Annotated in this window: 17 protein-coding genes; 10 read left to right on the top strand and 7 right to left on the bottom strand. The window is 63.4% G+C overall.

Annotation, left to right across the window (positions count from 1 at the left end; all coding sequences use genetic code 11):
* Positions 1 to 453: 453 nt before the first annotated feature.
* Positions 454 to 762 carry a hypothetical protein gene (locus CP556_RS11520; protein ID WP_098725750.1) on the top strand — a complete coding sequence of 103 codons (309 nt, stop codon included), beginning with the start codon at positions 454 to 456 and terminating at the stop codon, positions 760 to 762.
* Between the two features lie 195 nt (positions 763 to 957).
* Here CP556_RS11520 and CP556_RS11515 read toward each other — a convergent pair whose 3' ends face one another.
* Positions 958 to 2,640: an AMP-binding protein gene (locus CP556_RS11515; RefSeq protein ID WP_098725749.1), complete on the bottom strand. Its 1,683-nt coding sequence runs from the start codon at positions 2,638 to 2,640 to the stop codon at positions 958 to 960.
* Between the two features lie 219 nt (positions 2,641 to 2,859).
* Here CP556_RS11515 and CP556_RS11510 point away from each other — a divergent pair, with 219 nt between their 5' ends.
* Positions 2,860 to 3,636 carry an SDR family NAD(P)-dependent oxidoreductase gene (locus tag CP556_RS11510; protein WP_098727379.1) on the top strand — a complete coding sequence of 259 codons (777 nt, stop codon included), beginning with the start codon at positions 2,860 to 2,862 and terminating at the stop codon, positions 3,634 to 3,636.
* 257 nt (positions 3,637 to 3,893) lie between these two features.
* Here the strand turns inward: CP556_RS11510 and CP556_RS11505 are convergent, their stop codons facing one another.
* Both CP556_RS11505 and CP556_RS11500 read right to left on the bottom strand, forming a co-directional pair.
* On the bottom strand, positions 3,894 to 4,544 hold the full coding sequence (locus CP556_RS11505; RefSeq protein WP_098725748.1) for a helix-turn-helix domain-containing protein: 651 nt from the start codon (positions 4,542 to 4,544) through the stop codon (positions 3,894 to 3,896).
* 172 nt (positions 4,545 to 4,716) lie between these two features.
* Positions 4,717 to 5,568, bottom strand: a complete 852-nt coding sequence (locus CP556_RS11500; RefSeq protein WP_098725747.1) for an SAM-dependent methyltransferase — start codon at positions 5,566 to 5,568, stop codon at positions 4,717 to 4,719.
* A gap of 345 nt (positions 5,569 to 5,913) precedes the next feature.
* Here CP556_RS11500 and CP556_RS11495 point away from each other — a divergent pair, with 345 nt between their 5' ends.
* From CP556_RS11495 to CP556_RS11480, 4 genes are all read left to right on the top strand, one after another.
* Entirely contained in the window at positions 5,914 to 6,519 is a 606-nt protein-coding gene (locus CP556_RS11495; RefSeq protein ID WP_098725746.1) for a DUF6230 family protein, read from the top strand.
* A gap of 6 nt (positions 6,520 to 6,525) precedes the next feature.
* Positions 6,526 to 7,113 carry a DUF6114 domain-containing protein gene (locus tag CP556_RS11490; protein WP_255291447.1) on the top strand — a complete coding sequence of 196 codons (588 nt, stop codon included), beginning with the start codon at positions 6,526 to 6,528 and terminating at the stop codon, positions 7,111 to 7,113.
* 61 nt (positions 7,114 to 7,174) lie between these two features.
* The gene (locus CP556_RS11485) at positions 7,175 to 8,233 is read left to right on the top strand and encodes a hypothetical protein (protein WP_098727377.1); all 1,059 of its coding nucleotides are present in this window, start codon (positions 7,175 to 7,177) and stop codon (positions 8,231 to 8,233) included.
* 54 nt (positions 8,234 to 8,287) lie between these two features.
* Positions 8,288 to 8,749, top strand: a complete 462-nt coding sequence (locus tag CP556_RS11480; protein ID WP_098725745.1) for a hypothetical protein — start codon at positions 8,288 to 8,290, stop codon at positions 8,747 to 8,749.
* 53 nt (positions 8,750 to 8,802) lie between these two features.
* Here CP556_RS11480 and CP556_RS11475 read toward each other — a convergent pair whose 3' ends face one another.
* The 3 genes from CP556_RS11475 to CP556_RS11465 form a co-directional block, all read right to left on the bottom strand.
* Positions 8,803 to 9,600, bottom strand: a complete 798-nt coding sequence (locus CP556_RS11475; RefSeq protein ID WP_098725744.1) for a class I SAM-dependent methyltransferase — start codon at positions 9,598 to 9,600, stop codon at positions 8,803 to 8,805.
* A 103-nt stretch (positions 9,601 to 9,703) separates the two neighbouring features.
* On the bottom strand, positions 9,704 to 10,576 hold the full coding sequence (locus CP556_RS11470) for a deoxyribonuclease IV (RefSeq protein ID WP_098727376.1): 873 nt from the start codon (positions 10,574 to 10,576) through the stop codon (positions 9,704 to 9,706).
* 558 nt (positions 10,577 to 11,134) lie between these two features.
* Complete coding sequence (locus CP556_RS11465) at positions 11,135 to 11,998, bottom strand: lipoate--protein ligase family protein (RefSeq protein ID WP_098725743.1); 864 nt, start codon at positions 11,996 to 11,998, stop codon at positions 11,135 to 11,137.
* A 167-nt stretch (positions 11,999 to 12,165) separates the two neighbouring features.
* Between CP556_RS11465 and CP556_RS11460 the strand changes: the two genes are divergently transcribed.
* Both CP556_RS11460 and CP556_RS11455 read left to right on the top strand, forming a co-directional pair.
* Positions 12,166 to 12,915 carry an MBL fold metallo-hydrolase gene (locus tag CP556_RS11460; RefSeq protein WP_098725742.1) on the top strand — a complete coding sequence of 250 codons (750 nt, stop codon included), beginning with the start codon at positions 12,166 to 12,168 and terminating at the stop codon, positions 12,913 to 12,915.
* 274 nt (positions 12,916 to 13,189) lie between these two features.
* Entirely contained in the window at positions 13,190 to 14,098 is a 909-nt protein-coding gene (locus tag CP556_RS11455; RefSeq protein WP_098725741.1) for a serine/threonine-protein kinase RIO2, read from the top strand.
* Positions 14,099 to 14,662: 564 nt separating this feature from the next.
* Here the strand turns inward: CP556_RS11455 and CP556_RS26630 are convergent.
* Positions 14,663 to 14,788: a hypothetical protein gene (locus tag CP556_RS26630; protein ID WP_255291446.1), complete on the bottom strand. Its 126-nt coding sequence runs from the start codon at positions 14,786 to 14,788 to the stop codon at positions 14,663 to 14,665.
* Positions 14,789 to 15,221: 433 nt separating this feature from the next.
* On the opposite strand from CP556_RS26630, the gene CP556_RS11445 reads away from it, so the two are divergent.
* Positions 15,222 to 15,752, top strand: a complete 531-nt coding sequence (locus tag CP556_RS11445) for a hypothetical protein (protein WP_098725739.1) — start codon at positions 15,222 to 15,224, stop codon at positions 15,750 to 15,752.
* Positions 15,753 to 15,973: 221 nt separating this feature from the next.
* Entirely contained in the window at positions 15,974 to 16,564 is a 591-nt protein-coding gene (locus tag CP556_RS11440) for a 50S ribosomal protein L15e (protein ID WP_098725738.1), read from the top strand.
* The last annotated feature ends 248 nt before the right edge of the window (positions 16,565 to 16,812 follow it).

The following is a 16,812-nucleotide window of genomic DNA, read 5'->3' as shown; positions in this document are numbered from 1 at the left end:
CCATCGACGACGCACGGAGTGCCGAGCGCCGTCAGAACCGAGTCGAAAAGACCGCAACGGCGGGCACGCGCTGGCACGTGGAAAACGCATTCTACGTCGATTCGCTCAGTCGCGAGAGACGGTCTCGGACGGCAACGAACCGCAGCGCGTCCCGTCACATCCGTTCGTGGTGAGACGGAGAGCGATCGGAGTCCCCGTAACGGCGGGCTCTGACCGGCGTCTCCCGGCGCGAGCGTGCCATCAATTACACGAGCCAGTGTTTGGCAGTTTGGAAACGTATAATTGCGACGGACACAGCAAATATCTTCGAGACGATACCGGAGTCGTAGGGCAGGCATAACTGCCGAAAAGCGTCGTCGTAGAACCCTCCAAGATTCTATCTGTCAGTTTGAATTTCAACGGCCGGCACAGGAAGGCGATCCGCTGTTCGTACGTGATGCATAAGACGACTATATGCGATTCAGACAAACCGAGAGTCGAACCGAGGACGACTCGAGAAGCGTCGTCGACCGAGTGAGAGGACGATCGGAGGACCGAACCGAAGACGACTCGAGCGGGCTGTTAGACCGGGAGAGAGGACGCTCGAACGTGCCGACTACGGACGAGTCGGGGAGCTGGTTCGATCGAGCCAGAGCGAAGTACGGGCTCGGTGCGCTGCTCGTCGCCGCCGGGGTCGTACTCTTCGTCTTCCCGGAACCGATCACGTCGACCGCGGGCCTCGCACTGATCGCAGTAGGGGCCCTCATCTGGCTCGTCAGCTGACTCCAGTAGCCGAGCGACGTTGGTCGGTGAGGACGCCGGTCCTCGAATACTCGATTTTCTGGGCGTCGTCGAACGGACGGAGCGCGTCCGGAGAGGGGCGACCACACGGATCGATCGCGGATGTCGAGCGCGCTCGAGCGACGGGCGTCCGGGAGAACGGAGAGACCCGCTCGGATTCACACGCGACGAAACGGATCAGTCGGCCGCGTCCGCCGTCGCGCGCTCGCGAAGCGCCTCCTTGTCCGTCTTCTCGATGTCGGTCAGCGGGATCGACTCGACGAACGTCACCCTCGAGGGCATCGCGTGCTGTGGCACGTTCCCCTCGAGGTGGTCGATCACGTCCGCCTCGGTCAGGTCGGCGTTCGGTTCCGGTTCGATGAAGATCCGGACCCGTTCGCTGCCCGGCCGCTCCGGATCGGGGACGCCGACCGTCGCGGGTCGTTTGACCCCCTCGAGCGCGTACAGGACCTCGTCGACTTCCTCGGAGTAGACCTTCAGCCCCGAGACGTTGATCATGTGTTTGACGCGATCGACGACGTAGAACCGCCCCGCCGAATCGACTTTCGCGATGTCGCCGGTGGCGACGTACCCCTCGTCGTCGAAGGGGTCCCTGTCCTCGTCGAGGTACCCCTTCATCCGCTGGGGGCCGTTCACCAGCATCTCGCCCTCGAGCCCGTCGGCCGCGGCCGCCTCGAGCGGGATCTCCTCGCCGGTGTCGACGTCGCGGAGCTTGACGTCCGTGTCCGGGACGGGGATGCCGATGGTCGGCTGATCGAGGCCGTCGTCGTCCGACGAACCGGTCAGGAACCCGTGGACGCCGTGGATGTTGAAGTGCGTGATCGGGGACATCTCGGAGAGCCCGTACCCCTGAGAGACGCCGCCGGACTCGCGCTCGAACTCCGATTTCGTCTCGCTCGCCAGGGGTGCGGAGCCGGAGATACCGAGTACCTCCGCCGACAGCTCCTCGTCGACGAGTTCCATGAACTGGGTCGGAACCCCGAACATGATCAGCGGGTCGTGCGTCTCGACCAGTTCGCTCATCTGGGCCGTGTTCCGCGCGTCGGGAACGACCAGGAGGTCGAGCGCGAGCTCGAGCAGGCTGTTGGTGATCGAGTAGCCGTACGAGTGATACATCGGCAGCGCCATCACCGCCGCCTCGCTGCCGCGCATCATCTCCGCCAGCTGGGACTGCGCGGCGACGCCCTGCAACGCGTTGGCCACGAGGTTGCGGTGGGTCAGCAGACACCCCTTCGGGAGACCGGTCGTGCCGCCGGTGAACAGCAGCGTGTGAACGTCCGTCTCGACGTCGAAGTCGATACTCGGGGGTGCTCGCTCGGCCGCTTCGATAACGTCCGGCAGCCACTCCGCTCCGTCGATCGTCTCGTGGTCGCCCGGTGGATCGGCCGAGTAGTCGTCCAGCGACGTGAGGATGACGTCGTCCAGGTCGAGGTCGTCCGCGAGCGAGCGCACCAGTTCGAGGTGTTCGTCGTGGCCGATCAGGACCTCCGGGTCGCCCTGCTCGAGCCGGTAGGCGAGCGAGTCCTCGGCGTCGAGGAAATCGTTCGGAATGTGGACGCCGCCGGCCCGCGAGATGGCGTTCGAGGCGACGACGAACTGGGCGGACGTCGGCAGGATCGTCGCGACCCTGCTCCCCTTCTCGACGCCGCGCTCGCGCAGCGCCGTCGCCAAGCGTTCGACGTCCGCGAGTAGCTCCGGATAGGTGTACCGCTCGCCGTGCTGGATGATCCCCTGTTCCGGGTGGTCGGCCGCGGCGTTCTCGAGGAATCGGTGGACCGGTTCGTCGGGATACGGCTCGAGCGTCTCGGGAATGCCGAACCGTTCGTAGGCCGTCGACCAGAGTGTCGCGTCTCGGGACATTCGTTCTCGTTACCACTCCAGATTCGCTAAAGGATACCCACTGCCATCCGGGGGTGTTGAAGGTCGACACCGATGGACTCGCGGCTTCCGCGAGTAGGGTCGTCTACTGAAGCAGTGGGCAGACCGCGATCGATACGGCGGGGACGGGCCCGGGGACTATATAAACGACCTGCGATCCGCCGAGCAATGTCCTTCGTCGTCGCCGGTCACTCTCGGCGCATGGACTTCGGACTGGACGACAAGACCGCGCTCGTCACGGGGGCGGGCGGTCGGATCGGCAGCGTTGACTGCGAGGTGCTCGCCGCGGAAGGCACCGACGTAATCGCGCTGGACGTCGACATCGATGCCGCCGAAACGGTCGTCGACGACATCGAAGACGCGGGCGGGACAGCCCGTGCGCTCGAGTGCGACCTGACCGATCGCGACGCGATCGCGGAGACGGTTTCGGCGATCGACGAGGACGTCGGCGGCATCGACGTGTTGATCAACAACGCGGGGCTGGTCGATGCCCGCGACAGGATCGAGGAGTTCGACGACGAAATCTGGGATCGCGACATCGCGGTCAACCTGACGGGGACCTACAACGTCACCCGCGCGGTCTACCCCGGGATGAAAGAGCGGGAGTGGGGGCGCATCATCACCATGTCCTCGGTCGCCGGCTGGCAGGGCGGCTTCGGTCAGGCCTCCTACAGCGCGACGAAGTCCGCGCTGATCGGCTTCGGCAAGACGCTCGCCCTCGAGGGAGCCCAGCACGGCATCACGAGCAACGTCGTCGCCCCGAGCATCGTCGTCGGCGCGCTCGCGGACCTGCCGATCGACCAGTTAGAGGGGGTCGACGAGCACTTCGCCCGGATCGCGAAGGCCACGCCGATGCGCCGGCTGGGACGGGAGGAAGACGTCGCGAACCTGATCGCGTATCTCTGCTCCGAACAGGCCGAATACATCACGGGGCAGGTCGTCGGCGTCACCGGCGGCGTGGACCTCTTTAGTTTCTAACCGATAGCCGCTACAGCGACCGATTTCTGCCGTCGATCGACGCTCGAGGCCGACGGCGACGGATCGCCAGGACGGCGTCACACAGCCACCAACTACTGCCTCGTGAGAAAAACTGTCATCCGCGCGCCGTCGCGCTGTGGCGGTCCCAGCCGCCATCCCCGTCCACTGCGGCGGTCACGCCCGCCGTCTCCGTCGCACCGCGCGGTCGCAGCCGGTCTCCCCCTCGTCTCGCATCCCGATTCGCGCGACCACGGCCGTCACGGAATGATCTGTGCGAGGATTTTCGACTCGATCTTCCGCAGGTGGCCGCCGACCGTCCCACCGGTGCAGTCGAGTTCCTCGCCGATATCCTCGTGCGTGACCGCTCGAGGCACGTTGTAGTACCCCATATCGACGGCGGTCTGGAGGATCTCCTGTTGGCGCTCGGTGAGCTGGGAGAACAGGCGGTCCGTGTTCGGTTCGTACTCACCGGTCTTGAGGAGCTTGAGCCTGATTCCGTCGGGAACGTCCGGGATGGCGTCCTGGAAGCTTCCGACGTCACCGATCATCGTGACGCGCAACCCGCCGCGGCGCGTGAACTCGAGGGGCGTATCGAAGATGAACTCGAATTCCTTGAGCATGCTCAGCAGGCCGACGAGCCTGGCGTGTGCATCGACGTGGATGTAGGCGTGAATCTCGTCGTCGACGCCCGAGAGCTGGTACTTGCGTACCATCGGCGCGTCCGCCAGAATCGACTCGAGGGCGTCCCGGTCACCCGCGAATTGATAGATCGTAACGATCGTCTCGTCGGCGAGGAGGTTGACGTTGTGGAGGAGCTCACGCGAAACCTCGGGATGGTCCGCGATCCGCTTATCGACGGGGTGCAATCCCTCGTCATCAGGGATGATGATGCATTTTGCGTATCTCATCGCACGACCGTCACCACATTGTGAACATACTTCTTGCTACCGTTTGTCAGTGACAACGGAACTCGAGTCCGGTGGCTATCGGTGGATCTGCGCTCCGAGACGGTCGTCTGCCGCCGATACCGCCGCGCAGTTCGAGATCGTCGATAGATCACTGGTAACGACATCGGAGACGCTACTCGGGGAGTTCGGCGGTGAAGTCGCCGTGGACTGCGATTCCGCGCTCGATGATCTCGTACTGGTGGTAGAGCGTCACACCCTGCTCGACGGACGACTCGCTCTTGAGGCCGAGTACAGCCGCGATCCTGAGGAGGGGCGTGACGGCCAGTGAGAGCACCCACTGGCGTCGCGACGACGGAATGATCTGCTCGTAGTGGTCGTCGAACGTCACGTCCGCGAATCCGAGTTCCTCGAGGGCCTCCCGGAACTCGCTGATGTGCGCGAAGTCGGGAACGGCCCATCCGTCGAGGACCGTTCGTAACTTCTCCGCCTCCGGGTCGGTGAGCGCGGTTCGACTTCTGAAGCCGTCGGATATCATGAGGCGGCCGCCCGGCGCGAGGACGCGGCGAATCTCCGCGAGGACCCGTTCCTTGCGCTCCGAGTGACAGACCGTTTCGATGCCTGAGACAGCGTCGAACGTATCGTCAGGGTACGGAATGTCGTGGTAGTCCCCGACGCTGAACTCGGTCGACTCGGAAACCCCGCGCTCGCAGGCGTTCGCCCGGGCTTCGCTAACGTGCAGCGGATCGATATCGATGCCGTGGACGTCGGCCCCGCGTTCGGCCGCAACGTGCGTCGGGAACCCACCGCGTCCCGTTCCGATATCTAACACCGTGTCCGTCTCGTCGACCTCGAGCGTGTCGGCGTAGACGCGGTTGGAGTTCGCCATGGCCTCTCGATGGGTCGTGGATTCGTCGTCGTAAAAGCCGTAGTGGAGGTTGGCGGTACTCCAGAAGACGAGATACTCCCACGCGGTTTCGTTATAGAAGTCGACGATTTCATCGGTCTCGAACCGTTTCGTTTGCATGCTCTGAGGCGGGCCGTTCTCTCCGATAGTCCTTCTCCCGCGTTTCCACGCCGCTTTATATCGTCTCACTCACGGACGGTGTCACTCGATTCTCTCTCGGCCCGTTGAGACGGTAGCGAGGAGTGAACTACTCGGTGGGGTTCTCTCAAATGCATAATGCTTGTGGCCGAATTCCGTATAAATCACCCCGTATACAAGGGGGTAAAATGATTGCAAATCGTGTTGGGTGTGTTCTTGTGTCATCCACAGTGCAACACCGACTCGGCCGATTATCGGACAGTTCGACCCCGATCTCGGCGAATCGACGCGAAACCGCGGGAATAGTGATCGATAAACGGGTGTAATATGTACAATAAAAAGCGACTATTGGGCGGAACCGGCGCATCGTTCTTGGTCGTCGCGCTCGTGGGAATGATCGTCCTCTCGTCGGGGACGGCCTACGCTGCGCCACTGGCGAGCGGCAGTGGGTTCACCGTCGAGGCCGACGAGATCAGATCCGACGAGTTCCTCCTCTACCCCAGCGCCGGTGAAAGCGATCAAGGAGAGACTCCAGTTGCAGTCGTCGAACAACGCGGCGTCGAAATCGACGGACTGGTGCTGACGAGAGAGCAGGAAGTACCCATGATGGACGGGACGATGGAGATTTCGTTCACCGCCGACGAGACGGTCACGGCGGACGAGCAGTACATCAAACTGACCGGGCTGGACGCGGAGAACGCTGAGTTCAACGGCCAGATCATCAACGCCCAATCTAGCGAAAACCCCGAACAACAGTTCCAGCAGACGGCCGGAGAGAACGCCGACCCCGAAGACGGCTACCTCACCAACGTTAGCGGAGAAGCGCCCGGAATGGTTCAGGAAGACGTCGAAATCGACATGGTGTACCTCGCCTCGAACGAGATCACCCTCCCCGGTCTCGACGTCGGCGTCGAATACAACTCGAGCGGGTGATCACCGATGGCAACTCAAAGCGGTCAGAACGACCCCGAAACCGATCCCGACCGATCTGAGAGCCGGTGGAAGCGGGGAACCGGGTGGATCGGGAGCCGATGGAACCGGTTCAACGACTGGCGGACGCGGCGCCCGTTCATGGGCGGCGTCCTGCTCTGCCTGGCCGGGATCCTCATCACCTGGGTGCCGATGCAGATACTGCCCGATCTCATCTTTATCGGCGGAGAGATGGCGGGCTTTCTCACCATCGGCGCCCTGATCGGCGTGTTCGTCTTCCTGACGGGCGTGTACGCGCTGTACAGGCCGTCGAAATCCCACGAGATCGGCGTTATCGGCGTCGTTCTATCGATCTTCTCGCTGTTCGGTTCCCTCGGCGGGCTGTTTCTGGGGATGCTTCTGGGCATCCTCGGCGGCAACCTCTGTATCGCGTGGAAACCTCGCGACGACGTTGCCGACGAAACCCTGGCAGAACCGAGCAAGGTCGACCGAGCCGTCGCACGATTGCGAAACCGAGTCGGACGTGTCGTCGAGAAGGCGAGCGCACGGCTCCGCGAGAGCGCCGAAACCAACACCCAACGGAGTGCCGACGAATGACACCGGCACGAGCGACGACACGACCACGAACGCGGACGTCACCAGTGGACCGACCCGATACATGAGCCGATCCCGCACGCTCGGCGTCGTCCTCCTGGTCGTCGTCGGGAGTACCGCGACCGGAATCGGTGCGCTCCCGGCGGCCGCGCAGGAAGACGACAACCTCTCTACGGTCGAACTCGGCGTGATCGAGGGTGCCACCGTCTGCGTCCAGCAACTCTCGTCGGATACCAATCAACTGGTCGTCCGAAACGACGCGTACGAGGGCATCACCATCTATCTCGACGGGAACAGACGGGTCGATCTCGAGCAGACGCAATCTGAGGCGACCATCGCGTTGCAGACCGACCGGCAAAACGAGGGAATAAACAACCTCTCCGAGGTCGACGAATGTGTCACCGCCGACCGGAGCGACGTCGTCGTCAACGCTCGATCGATCACCAAGCGGGGACTCTCGACGAGCGGCTATTCGGTCGAAACAGGCTCGAGCGCGGGTATCCCCGAACCTGCGATATTCGACGCGTCCGGCAACGAGAGCGCATCCACTCCTGAGAGCGACGGGGCGAACGACGAAACCGACGGGACGTCCGACGAGGACGAGGCCGACGACTACGAAAACTGGCCGGACGGAGCGGACGGACCCGATGAGTCGTCGGACGACACTGAAAACGAGTCGAACGAGACTGACGGACGGGATGACGACGCCGCGACCGAACCGGTCGACGAACCCGATGACCCCCTCGATGAGACCACCGGGACGGTCGACGACACGGTCGGCCACACCGAAGAGACGGTCAACGACACCGTCAACCACACCGAAGGGACGGTCAACGAAACCGGGGACTACGTCGAGAACACCACCGGAGACGTGACGGAGACGGTCACCAGTGAACCGACCGAGACGGACGAACAGCTCGTCGAATCGACCGAGGAGACAGTCGATCAGACGGCGGAGACCGTCAATGAGACCGGTGACCACGTCGAGGAAACGACCAACGAAACGGGTGATCACCTCGAGGAACCGACCAGCGAAACCGGGGACTACGTCGAGGAAACGACCCAGGAATCGACCGACTTCCTTCGAGAAACAACCGAAGAGACGACGGAGCCGCTGAGCTAGTATGCAGACGCACGCAATCGGAAGCGCCGTTCAGAAACATGGTGAGAGTGAGAGATGAGCGAATACGAGACGGTCGGCGTCGAAGCGAACGACACATCGATCAAGGCGGTCGACACGTGGATCATCGTCGGTGCCGCTACCGTCGGCGTTCTCGTCAACCTCACCGGATTGATGGTCCCGCTGCTCACTCGTCTCGGCGGTGGCGTCGTCGCCGGGTTCATCGCCGCGTACGCCGTCGGTCGGATCGTCTCCGGCATCGGTCACGCGGTGATCGCGAGCGCGATCGTCGGCGGCGTCGCCGGAACGGTGACGGCGACCCTCGGAACGCTTCTCGGACTGTACAACGAACCGCCGCTGCTGGTACTCGCGTCGATCGGCCCGATCAGCCCGATGCTCACGGGACTCGGACTGCCAAGCGTCGTTCTGATCGTGCTCGCCTTCTCGGTGCTGACCGCCATCGACGGGTTCGTCGGCGGACTGGTCGGTAGCGGGCTGCGAGTGCTTCTCCCCTGGTGAGACGGATCGCAACGCGTCCATCGCTACCGCTCGACTCCCGTGTCGAAACCGGACTAGGCGACCCGCCCGACGGTGACAAAAAACGGGACCGTTTCCGCGCGACGATACTCCTTTGTACCCATCTGCTCGACGACGGTTCGTCCCATCTCCCGCCACGAACTGCGGAGGTCGTCGTACTCCGACTCGGTCACCGCCCCCGAGAGGATGGTCTCCCGGTCGTCGGCCAGCCCGTCGCCGGTCGCCTTCCGGCGGGCCGCCATCAGCGCGCCGTCGCTGTACGGCGGTTCGACCGTTCGAACGTGGTCGTACCGGCGAGTCGCGAGCACCTCGAGCCCCGCCGTCTCGAACGCGTCGCGAGCGCCGGCCCCGAGCGCCACGTCCGTGTCCACGCCCTCGAGGTAGGCCCGCCGCGCCCGTCGCTCGAGTCGACCTTCCGCGGCGACGCTCGAGTCGATCTCGACCGCGGCGTTGTCGGGTTCGACGGCCGCGACGAGGTCGGTGGAGACGCGTGCGAACTCCTCGAGCGCGGCCGTCGGATCGGGGAGGTTGATCAGGAGCGCCTGACAGACTACCAGGTCGAAGGTGTCGTCGGGAAACGGAAGCCGAACGGCGTCGCCGGCAACGGTGGGAACGTGCTCGCTCGCGGCCGCGAGCAGGTCGGAGTCTGCGTCGCAGCCGATCACCTCGCCCGGCGACTCCGCCGCGAGGACGCGACTCAACTCGCCGGTCCCACAGCCCACGTCGAGGGTTCGGTCGCGTGAGTCGAGGACGAGCGGCTCGAGCGCGTCGCGGGAATCGGCCCACATCCCCTCGCGGGTCCGACTGAGGTAGGATTCGGAGAACTCGCGCACGGACGGCGTTTCGAGGGTCTCGAGTAAAAACGGGTCGATTTCTCGGATCCGCTAGGGCTGGGATTCGTTACGTTCGCCGCTACCCTTACCCTGGCGGTCTCGGCTACTCGTCGTCGCGAAGCTCTTTGACCCGCTGAATGTTCCACGCGAAGCCGCGGCCGTCCTCCGTCGGCGTCTCGAGCGCGAACGGCAGCTCCCGAAGATCCGGATGGTTCACGATGGCCTTCATTCCGTCCTCCCCGATGTAGCCCTCGCCGATGTGGGCGTGCTCGTCCTTGTGCGTTCCCACGTCGTGTTTCGAGTCGTTGAGGTGGATGTACTCGAGGTGCTCGAGGCCGACTACGTCGTCGAAGCGGCCGACGGTCTCGTCGACAGCCTCGGGCGTCGTCAGGTCGTTGCCCGCGACGAGCGTGTGGGCGGTGTCGATGCAGATGCCGATATCGGTCTCGGTGCGGTCGATGATCCCCGCGAGGTGCTCGAACTCGCCGCCCAGCTTGGTCCCGCTGCCCGCGTCGGACTCGATGAGGATCCGAACGTCGTCGGGCACCTCGAGGTCGTCGATGACGCTCGCGGCGTTGTCCAGTCCGCCCTCGACGCCCGCGCCAGTGTGGGCTCCGAGGTGGACGTTGACGTACGGAATCCCGAGTCGTTCGGCGGCGGCGAGTTCCGCCTGCATGCTCTCCATGGACTTCCGGCGGAGGTCGTCTTTCGGCGTGCAGAGATTGACGAGGTAAGCCGAGTGGATGACCCACGGCCCCTCGAGTCGATCGTCGCTCGCTTCCCGGAAGCCCGCGGCCGCCTCGTCGCTGATCTCGGGCTGTGCCCAGACCTGCGGCGAGGTGGTAAACACCTGCCCACAGTTGCCGCCAAAGGCGGTCTGGCGGTGGACCGCGTTACGGAGATCGTCATAGGGCGGTGTTTCCTCGTCGGACGAGACGCGCGAACCGGAGATCGAAACGTGTGCGCCGACCTTCATCGTCATGGATTCCCGTCAGTACCGGGTCGTGATAGGTATAACGGAGCGCCTCGAGTTCGGACGGCATCTCCATATCGGCCAATAGACGTGTGGTGGCGCCTGCCGCGCTACGGTTCGCCACTGGCGAACCGTCGATCGAATCCGCGCGAGGTCTTCGTGAACGAGTGAACGAAGGCGTAGAAGACGGAGGCGTCTTCCTGTGGATGAGCGCCGTCAGGCGCGAGCGAATCGGCTGGGGAGGGTGTGGAAATACCTAGCTGCCAGTATGAGAACCGGTGATCGATTCCGAACTGCCTGGTTAAATCATACCGGAGTAACGGCTGTCACCTGCTTCTGGCAACTAGGGATACCACGTCCTCCCCAGCCGATTCGCTCACTACGTCTGCTCACGGCGCGAAGCGCCGTTCGCATGGTATGTGGGACCTTCGGTCCCGCACTATTCGCTCATCCCTCGCGCGGTGTTCTCCTGCGATTCACTGATCGTTCATCGCAGGACAGCACGCGCCACCGCAGCAATCGTTCGAGCCCGTCTACGAGACGCCGGTCGATCGCCGACGGTCACTGGTTGTCCACCTCGAGCACCTCCCGATCCCGAACCCACGCATCAGAACCGAACTTCCGGTCGGCGAGGTCCCGAGCAGCCTCGAGTTCGCCGTCGTTCCAAGTCGACTCCTCGGCGTCACACCAGTCCTGCAGTCCCCCGGCGATCGTCGCAACCGCGTCGTCGCGATCAATCCCCACTTCGTCATAAATGCTCGTCACCCGATCGGTGAACGTCGGTTCCTCGAGTTCGGTATCGAAGACACCGACGTGTTTCCGGGGCTCGAGATCGTAGCTGATCGACCCGTGCTGGATGACGACGTCGCGCTGGCGGTACTGGGCGTTGCCGCTGATCTTCCGTGCGTCCGCGCCTGCCTTCGCTGGCGCGACGATATCGTGTGCCGGGTTAATGTCCCGCAGATAGCACGAGGGCTGATAGATCGCTTCCTGTTCGGTCGACGCGAAGGCAGCGTCGACGCCCATCCGGTCGAACGCCTCGAGAATGGGTTCGCAGAACAGTTCGTAACAGTCCATCAGCTTCCCCGGAACCTCGTCGGCGGGAGCCACGATCGTGTACGAAATATCGGCGTCCCGATCGTGATAGATGCCGCCGCCACCGGTCTGGCGACGGGTAACGTCGATCCCCTCCCGTTCGCAGAACTCCCAATCGACCGTGTCGGCATCCTGCCGGTACCCCAGCGAGAGCGTGCTCGGCTCCCACGAGTACGTGCGGACGGTTCGGATGCCGTCCTCGAGGGCCGTTCGTGCGGCGATCTCCTCGAGGGCCATCTGCGTCGCCCCGTCACGGGGTTCGTCCTGGATCAGTCGCCAGTCCCGATCCGCAAGGTCCGTATCGGTCGAACGGTCTGTGGCGTCGCTCATATCCCCCAGTCGCACTCGAGGGGGTTAGAGGTAAGGTTCGGACGGCCCGTGGACCTGACTCCGGAACGGAACCGTGTCCGCAGACGGGTCACCTGCGTGTTCGGTTCCCAGTTCCCAAGAACGGCTCGAGACGTTTATTTTCTGTCGTGAGTTCGGTCAGCGTATCGATGACGATGACCTCGGAACGCGTTGCGGACGGCGTCTACCGGTGCGGGAGCGAGCGAGTGAACTGGTATCTCCTGGAGACGGCCGACGGCATCACGGTCGTCGATACCGGCTTTCCGGCACACTGGGAACAGTTCGACAGTCAACTCGAGACGATGGGCTACGGCGTGGCGGACGTCGACGCCTGCATACTGACGCACGCGCATCCCGATCACGCGGGGTTCGCCGAGCGACTCCACAGGGAAGCCGGGGTCCCGGTGTGGGTCCACGAAGCCGACGCCGCACACGCTCGAGGCGACGGCGAGGTGCCCCTCACCGAGGGGCTCGTTCGCCTCTGGCGGCCGGAACTCGCCCGGTATGCGGTCGAGTTCGTGCGCTCGGGTGGTCTCTCCGTCCCGCCGCTGACGACGTTTCGGACGGTCACGGACGGCGAGACGCTCGACGTGCCGGGCTCGCCGCGAGTCGTTCACACCCCCGGCCACAGCGAGGGGCACGTCGCGTACCACTTCCCGGAGCAGGAGGCCCTCTTGTGCGGCGATGAACTCGTCACGACCGATTTCGTCGCCGGTCGCGGCCACCGGCCGCAACTGCTCGCCGACTGGTTCAACTTGGATCACGACCGCGCGTATGAGTCGCTGTCCCGACTCGAGTCGATCGGCGAGGTCCTCATCCTGCCGGGCCACGGCGAGCCGTGGCATGGTCACACCGAGACGGCCGTCGAACACGCTCGAGAGCGAGAAAAACAGAAGTAACGATTCATCCGCGAACAGCGATACCCGTCAAACCGACGCCCGTTCGTCGAGAGCACGATGAAATCCGACACGGACACGCACAGTGAACGGACTGCCATCCGGAGGAAGGAGGACGGTAGGGGATGGCTGATTTGGTATACCGGTATATGATTTATAGTATGATGGCGTGTCAGTAGTCCAGCCGACGAGAGCGATGGACACGACTCCCTCGCCGACTGTGACGCACTCGGGCGCTCGTCACGCCGTTTTTACGTACCCGGCGGCTACCACCCGTATGGTGCGCAACGTTGCCGGGTTGCTCCCGGAACTCGAGGCGGAGGACTTCTATCTCCTCTCGGGGGTCGAACAGGGGATGCGGTTCTCCGAGTGGGTCCAGCGGGAGAAGCTCCCGAAGTTCTCCGATCTGAGCGAGGAGGAGGTCGAGTATCGGCTCGGGCGCTGTCTCGAGCGCGGACTGGTCGAGAAGAAGACGATCCAGTACGAGGGGTACACCCTCCAGTTCGAGGGCTACGATACTCTGGCCCTGCGAGCGCTCGTCGAACAGGACATCATTTCCGAGTTCGGTTCGCCCCTGGGCGTCGGCAAGGAGAGCGACGTCTACGAGGTCAAGTCGTACAAGCCGCTGGCGCTGAAGTATCACCGCGAGGGATATACGAACTTCCGGAAGGTCCACAAGGAGCGCGATTACACGTCGGAGAACGATCACGTCTCCTGGATGTACACCGCCCGAAAGGCCGCCGAGCGCGAACACGGCATCCTCGAGGAACTCTATCCCGATGTCGCGGTGCCACAGCCGATCGGCCAGAACCGCCACGCCATCGTGATGGAGAAAATGGACGGCGTCGAGCTTTCCCAGACCCGACTCGAGGACGAGCAAGTCCTGGGCGTCCTCGATCTCCTGCTCTCTGAGGTCTCGCGCGCGTACGCGAAGGGGTACGTCCACGCCGACATGAGCGAGTACAACGTCTTCGTCAACGAAGAGGGCGTGACGGTCTTCGACTGGCCCCAGGCAGTTCCGACGGACCACGAGAACGCCGACGAGTTCCTCCGGCGCGATCTGACGAACATCGTCGGTTACTTCCGGCGCAAGTACCCCCAGCACGTCCCCGACGAACTCGAGAGCGACGAACTCGCCGAAGCAATCGACGACGACTCGTTCGAGACGGTCGCCGAATTCGTCTGAGGCCCCTGATTTTCTGCAAGTGGCGGTTCGAGCTGATTCTCCACGATACCGGAGCCGTGCGTCTCGACTCCGTCTACGGGGTGTCGGAGTCAGGGTATCGGACGGATATCTCCGGAAACGACAGTGAGTGGACGATCGCCGCGAAAAGCCCTCTCCTCCCCAATCAGTACACGGCTCGCCCACCTGCGGCTTCGAGCAGCGTTCTCGAAATCGGTCGCGCAGCGTGAATCGACGGAATTCGGCTCTCCATTCGGACCAATGAATTTCATACCGCTATATGAAATTCGGAAACGTGTGATACTCGCCCGTTCGAGCAGCGGGCGTTCGAAACGCTCGAGTGTCGTCTCAGGCCGCCATCCCGGCGGATCCCGGTCGTGGCTCCGGATCAGCGGGATGCTCGAGACCGCGAAGCTGGTCGTACGCGCGGGCGGTAGTCGCGATGGTGTACACTGTGACGACTGCAGCGACGAACTGCGTGAGGACGAACCCGGCGGCACCGCCGAGCAGGAGCGTCGGAATCGCGACGGTCGCGTTGACGGCGAAGCCGAGGATGACGACAGCGATTCACAGGCCGAACAGGCGGAGGTGACTTCCCTGGGTCAGCGTCCAACTGCTTCGGAACGCCCGGACGAAGTTCTGATCCTCGATCGTGACGAACGCGCTCCTGTAGCAGCGGCTGACGAAAGACATGTGAGAAATACGCGCCCAGCCCGTGTATAGTGGCTACTACACAAATCCCGAATATCGGCCCATTAACCGCTGTATCGGTCCAAAACAAGATGTCGAGAGCTGTACTGTCGGATCGGTTTCGGGTAATACCGTAACAACTGCAACTAGTTACACACTGATCGCACAGCTATCGTGCGATCAGGTGTGCACTGACTTGCAGCGGCTACTATAATTAGCGGTACTATCGCTATGAGAGACGCCCGACTACACGTTCGTCCACGGCGGCGGTTTAAGCGACATTCACACGGAAGACAGGACGATCAGACGGAATCGCTTCCGTGTGCATCCGTGTAAGAAGTCCCCTCTCGGTTCCTGGCAGCCGGTCACTTCCAGTGTGTGTCTCGAAACCCGACGAATGGAGACCTTGATCAGGATCAGATCCGTAGCCCGACATATGAGTGGTACTCACAAGCAAAATATCGACAGCATCGGAATCTGGGGCGGTGGCGTCACGAGTGGACTCATCGCCGGTATCGCTATGGGGCTGGTCCTTCACCTGGGCGGGAACCAGATCGAACTACTCGGCGGACTCGCAACGGAGCCCAGTACGGCAATCGGCGTCGGCTGGACGATTCACCTGATGATCAGCGTCGTTTTCGGGCTGCTGTTCGCCGCCGTCGCCTCGAGGTCGTTCGTCCGGCAGCAAATCGGCTCGTTCGTCGATTACGTCATCATGGGGCTCGTCTTCGGTGCGGTCATCGGGCTCTTCGCCGGCGGCGTCGTGTTTCCACTGGCGATGGAACGGGCCGGCGTCGCGGCATTGCCGCTGTCGTTCCTCCCCGTTTCGGGAGCCACAGGAGAACTCGTCAGCGCGCTCGTGTTCGGCCTCGGCCATCTCGTCTACGGGCTGGTCCTTGGAGGCGTCTTCGCGACGATCAACGGGATTACGCCCGGCGGCGTTCGCGAGCGCGTCCCGGTGCGGTAATCCGTCGGCGCGATAGGCGGGCGTTCGCCCGTCTCGCTGGAACCATTCCGGATCGGAGTTCGAAGCCCTTATACTCGAGAGTTGGGTAGGTTCGGTAGACTCGCTGGTTCGCGCGGGCATCAGCGGGCACCTGTACGACGTCACGTCACAGGTCGGGATGTGATCCGCGGGGCGCGCGCCCCGGTCGGGATTGAACCACGCAACGCCCGCGGGTGAATACAATGGCAAAAAGCTTCTATTCCCACATCAAGGACGCATGGAAGGACCCCGACGACGGCAAGCTCGGGGAACTGCAGTGGCAGCGCAAGCAGGAGTGGCGCGATCAGGGCGCGATCGAACGGATCGATCGCCCGACGCGACTCGACAAGGCGCGCGAACTCGGCTACAAGGCGAAACAGGGCATCATCGTGACCCGGGTCTCGGTCCGCAAAGGGACCGCCCGGAAACAGCGACATAAGGCCGGTCGGCGCTCGAAGCGCCAGGGTGTCAACCGCATCGGGCGGCGCAAGAACATCCAGCGCATCGGTGAAGAGCGCGTCTCCCGGAAATATCCCAACCTGCGCGTACTCAACAGTTACTGGGTCGGGGAAGACGGCTCGCAGAAGTGGTTCGAGATGATCCTCGTGGATCCGAACCACCCCGCGATCGAGAACGACGACGATCTCAACTGGATCTGCGACGACGACCACACGAACCGCGCGTTCCGCGGACTCACCAACGCCGGTAAATCGAACCGCGGCCTCAACAACCGCGGTAAAGGCGCAGAGAAGGTCCGCCCGTCCAACAACGGCGGCAAAGGCCGCGCGAAGTAACGCGGACAGTCATCGCAGCCGATTTCACGTCGATTTTTCTGCAATCCGGCTCGAGCCGAGAGCGACTGCGCCGTCACCGATCCGACGACTCCCACCGCAACGCCGAGGGCCGGCCACGCGATGGGCGAGACTGGCACTACGTGACCCATTGTCGTGCCAGCGATATGCCGCGCTCTCAGGTCGCCGCGTTCTCGATCGATCGCGTCCAGGTGCTCGATCAGGAGGGCCGGGTCGACGAGTCCGTTGGG

Source organism: Natrinema sp. CBA1119 (genome assembly GCF_002572525.1).
Taxonomy (GTDB): domain Archaea; phylum Halobacteriota; class Halobacteria; order Halobacteriales; family Natrialbaceae; genus Natrinema.
The sequence above is the reverse complement of the archived record's forward strand: the minus strand, read 5'-3'. Positions and strand labels throughout refer to the sequence as shown.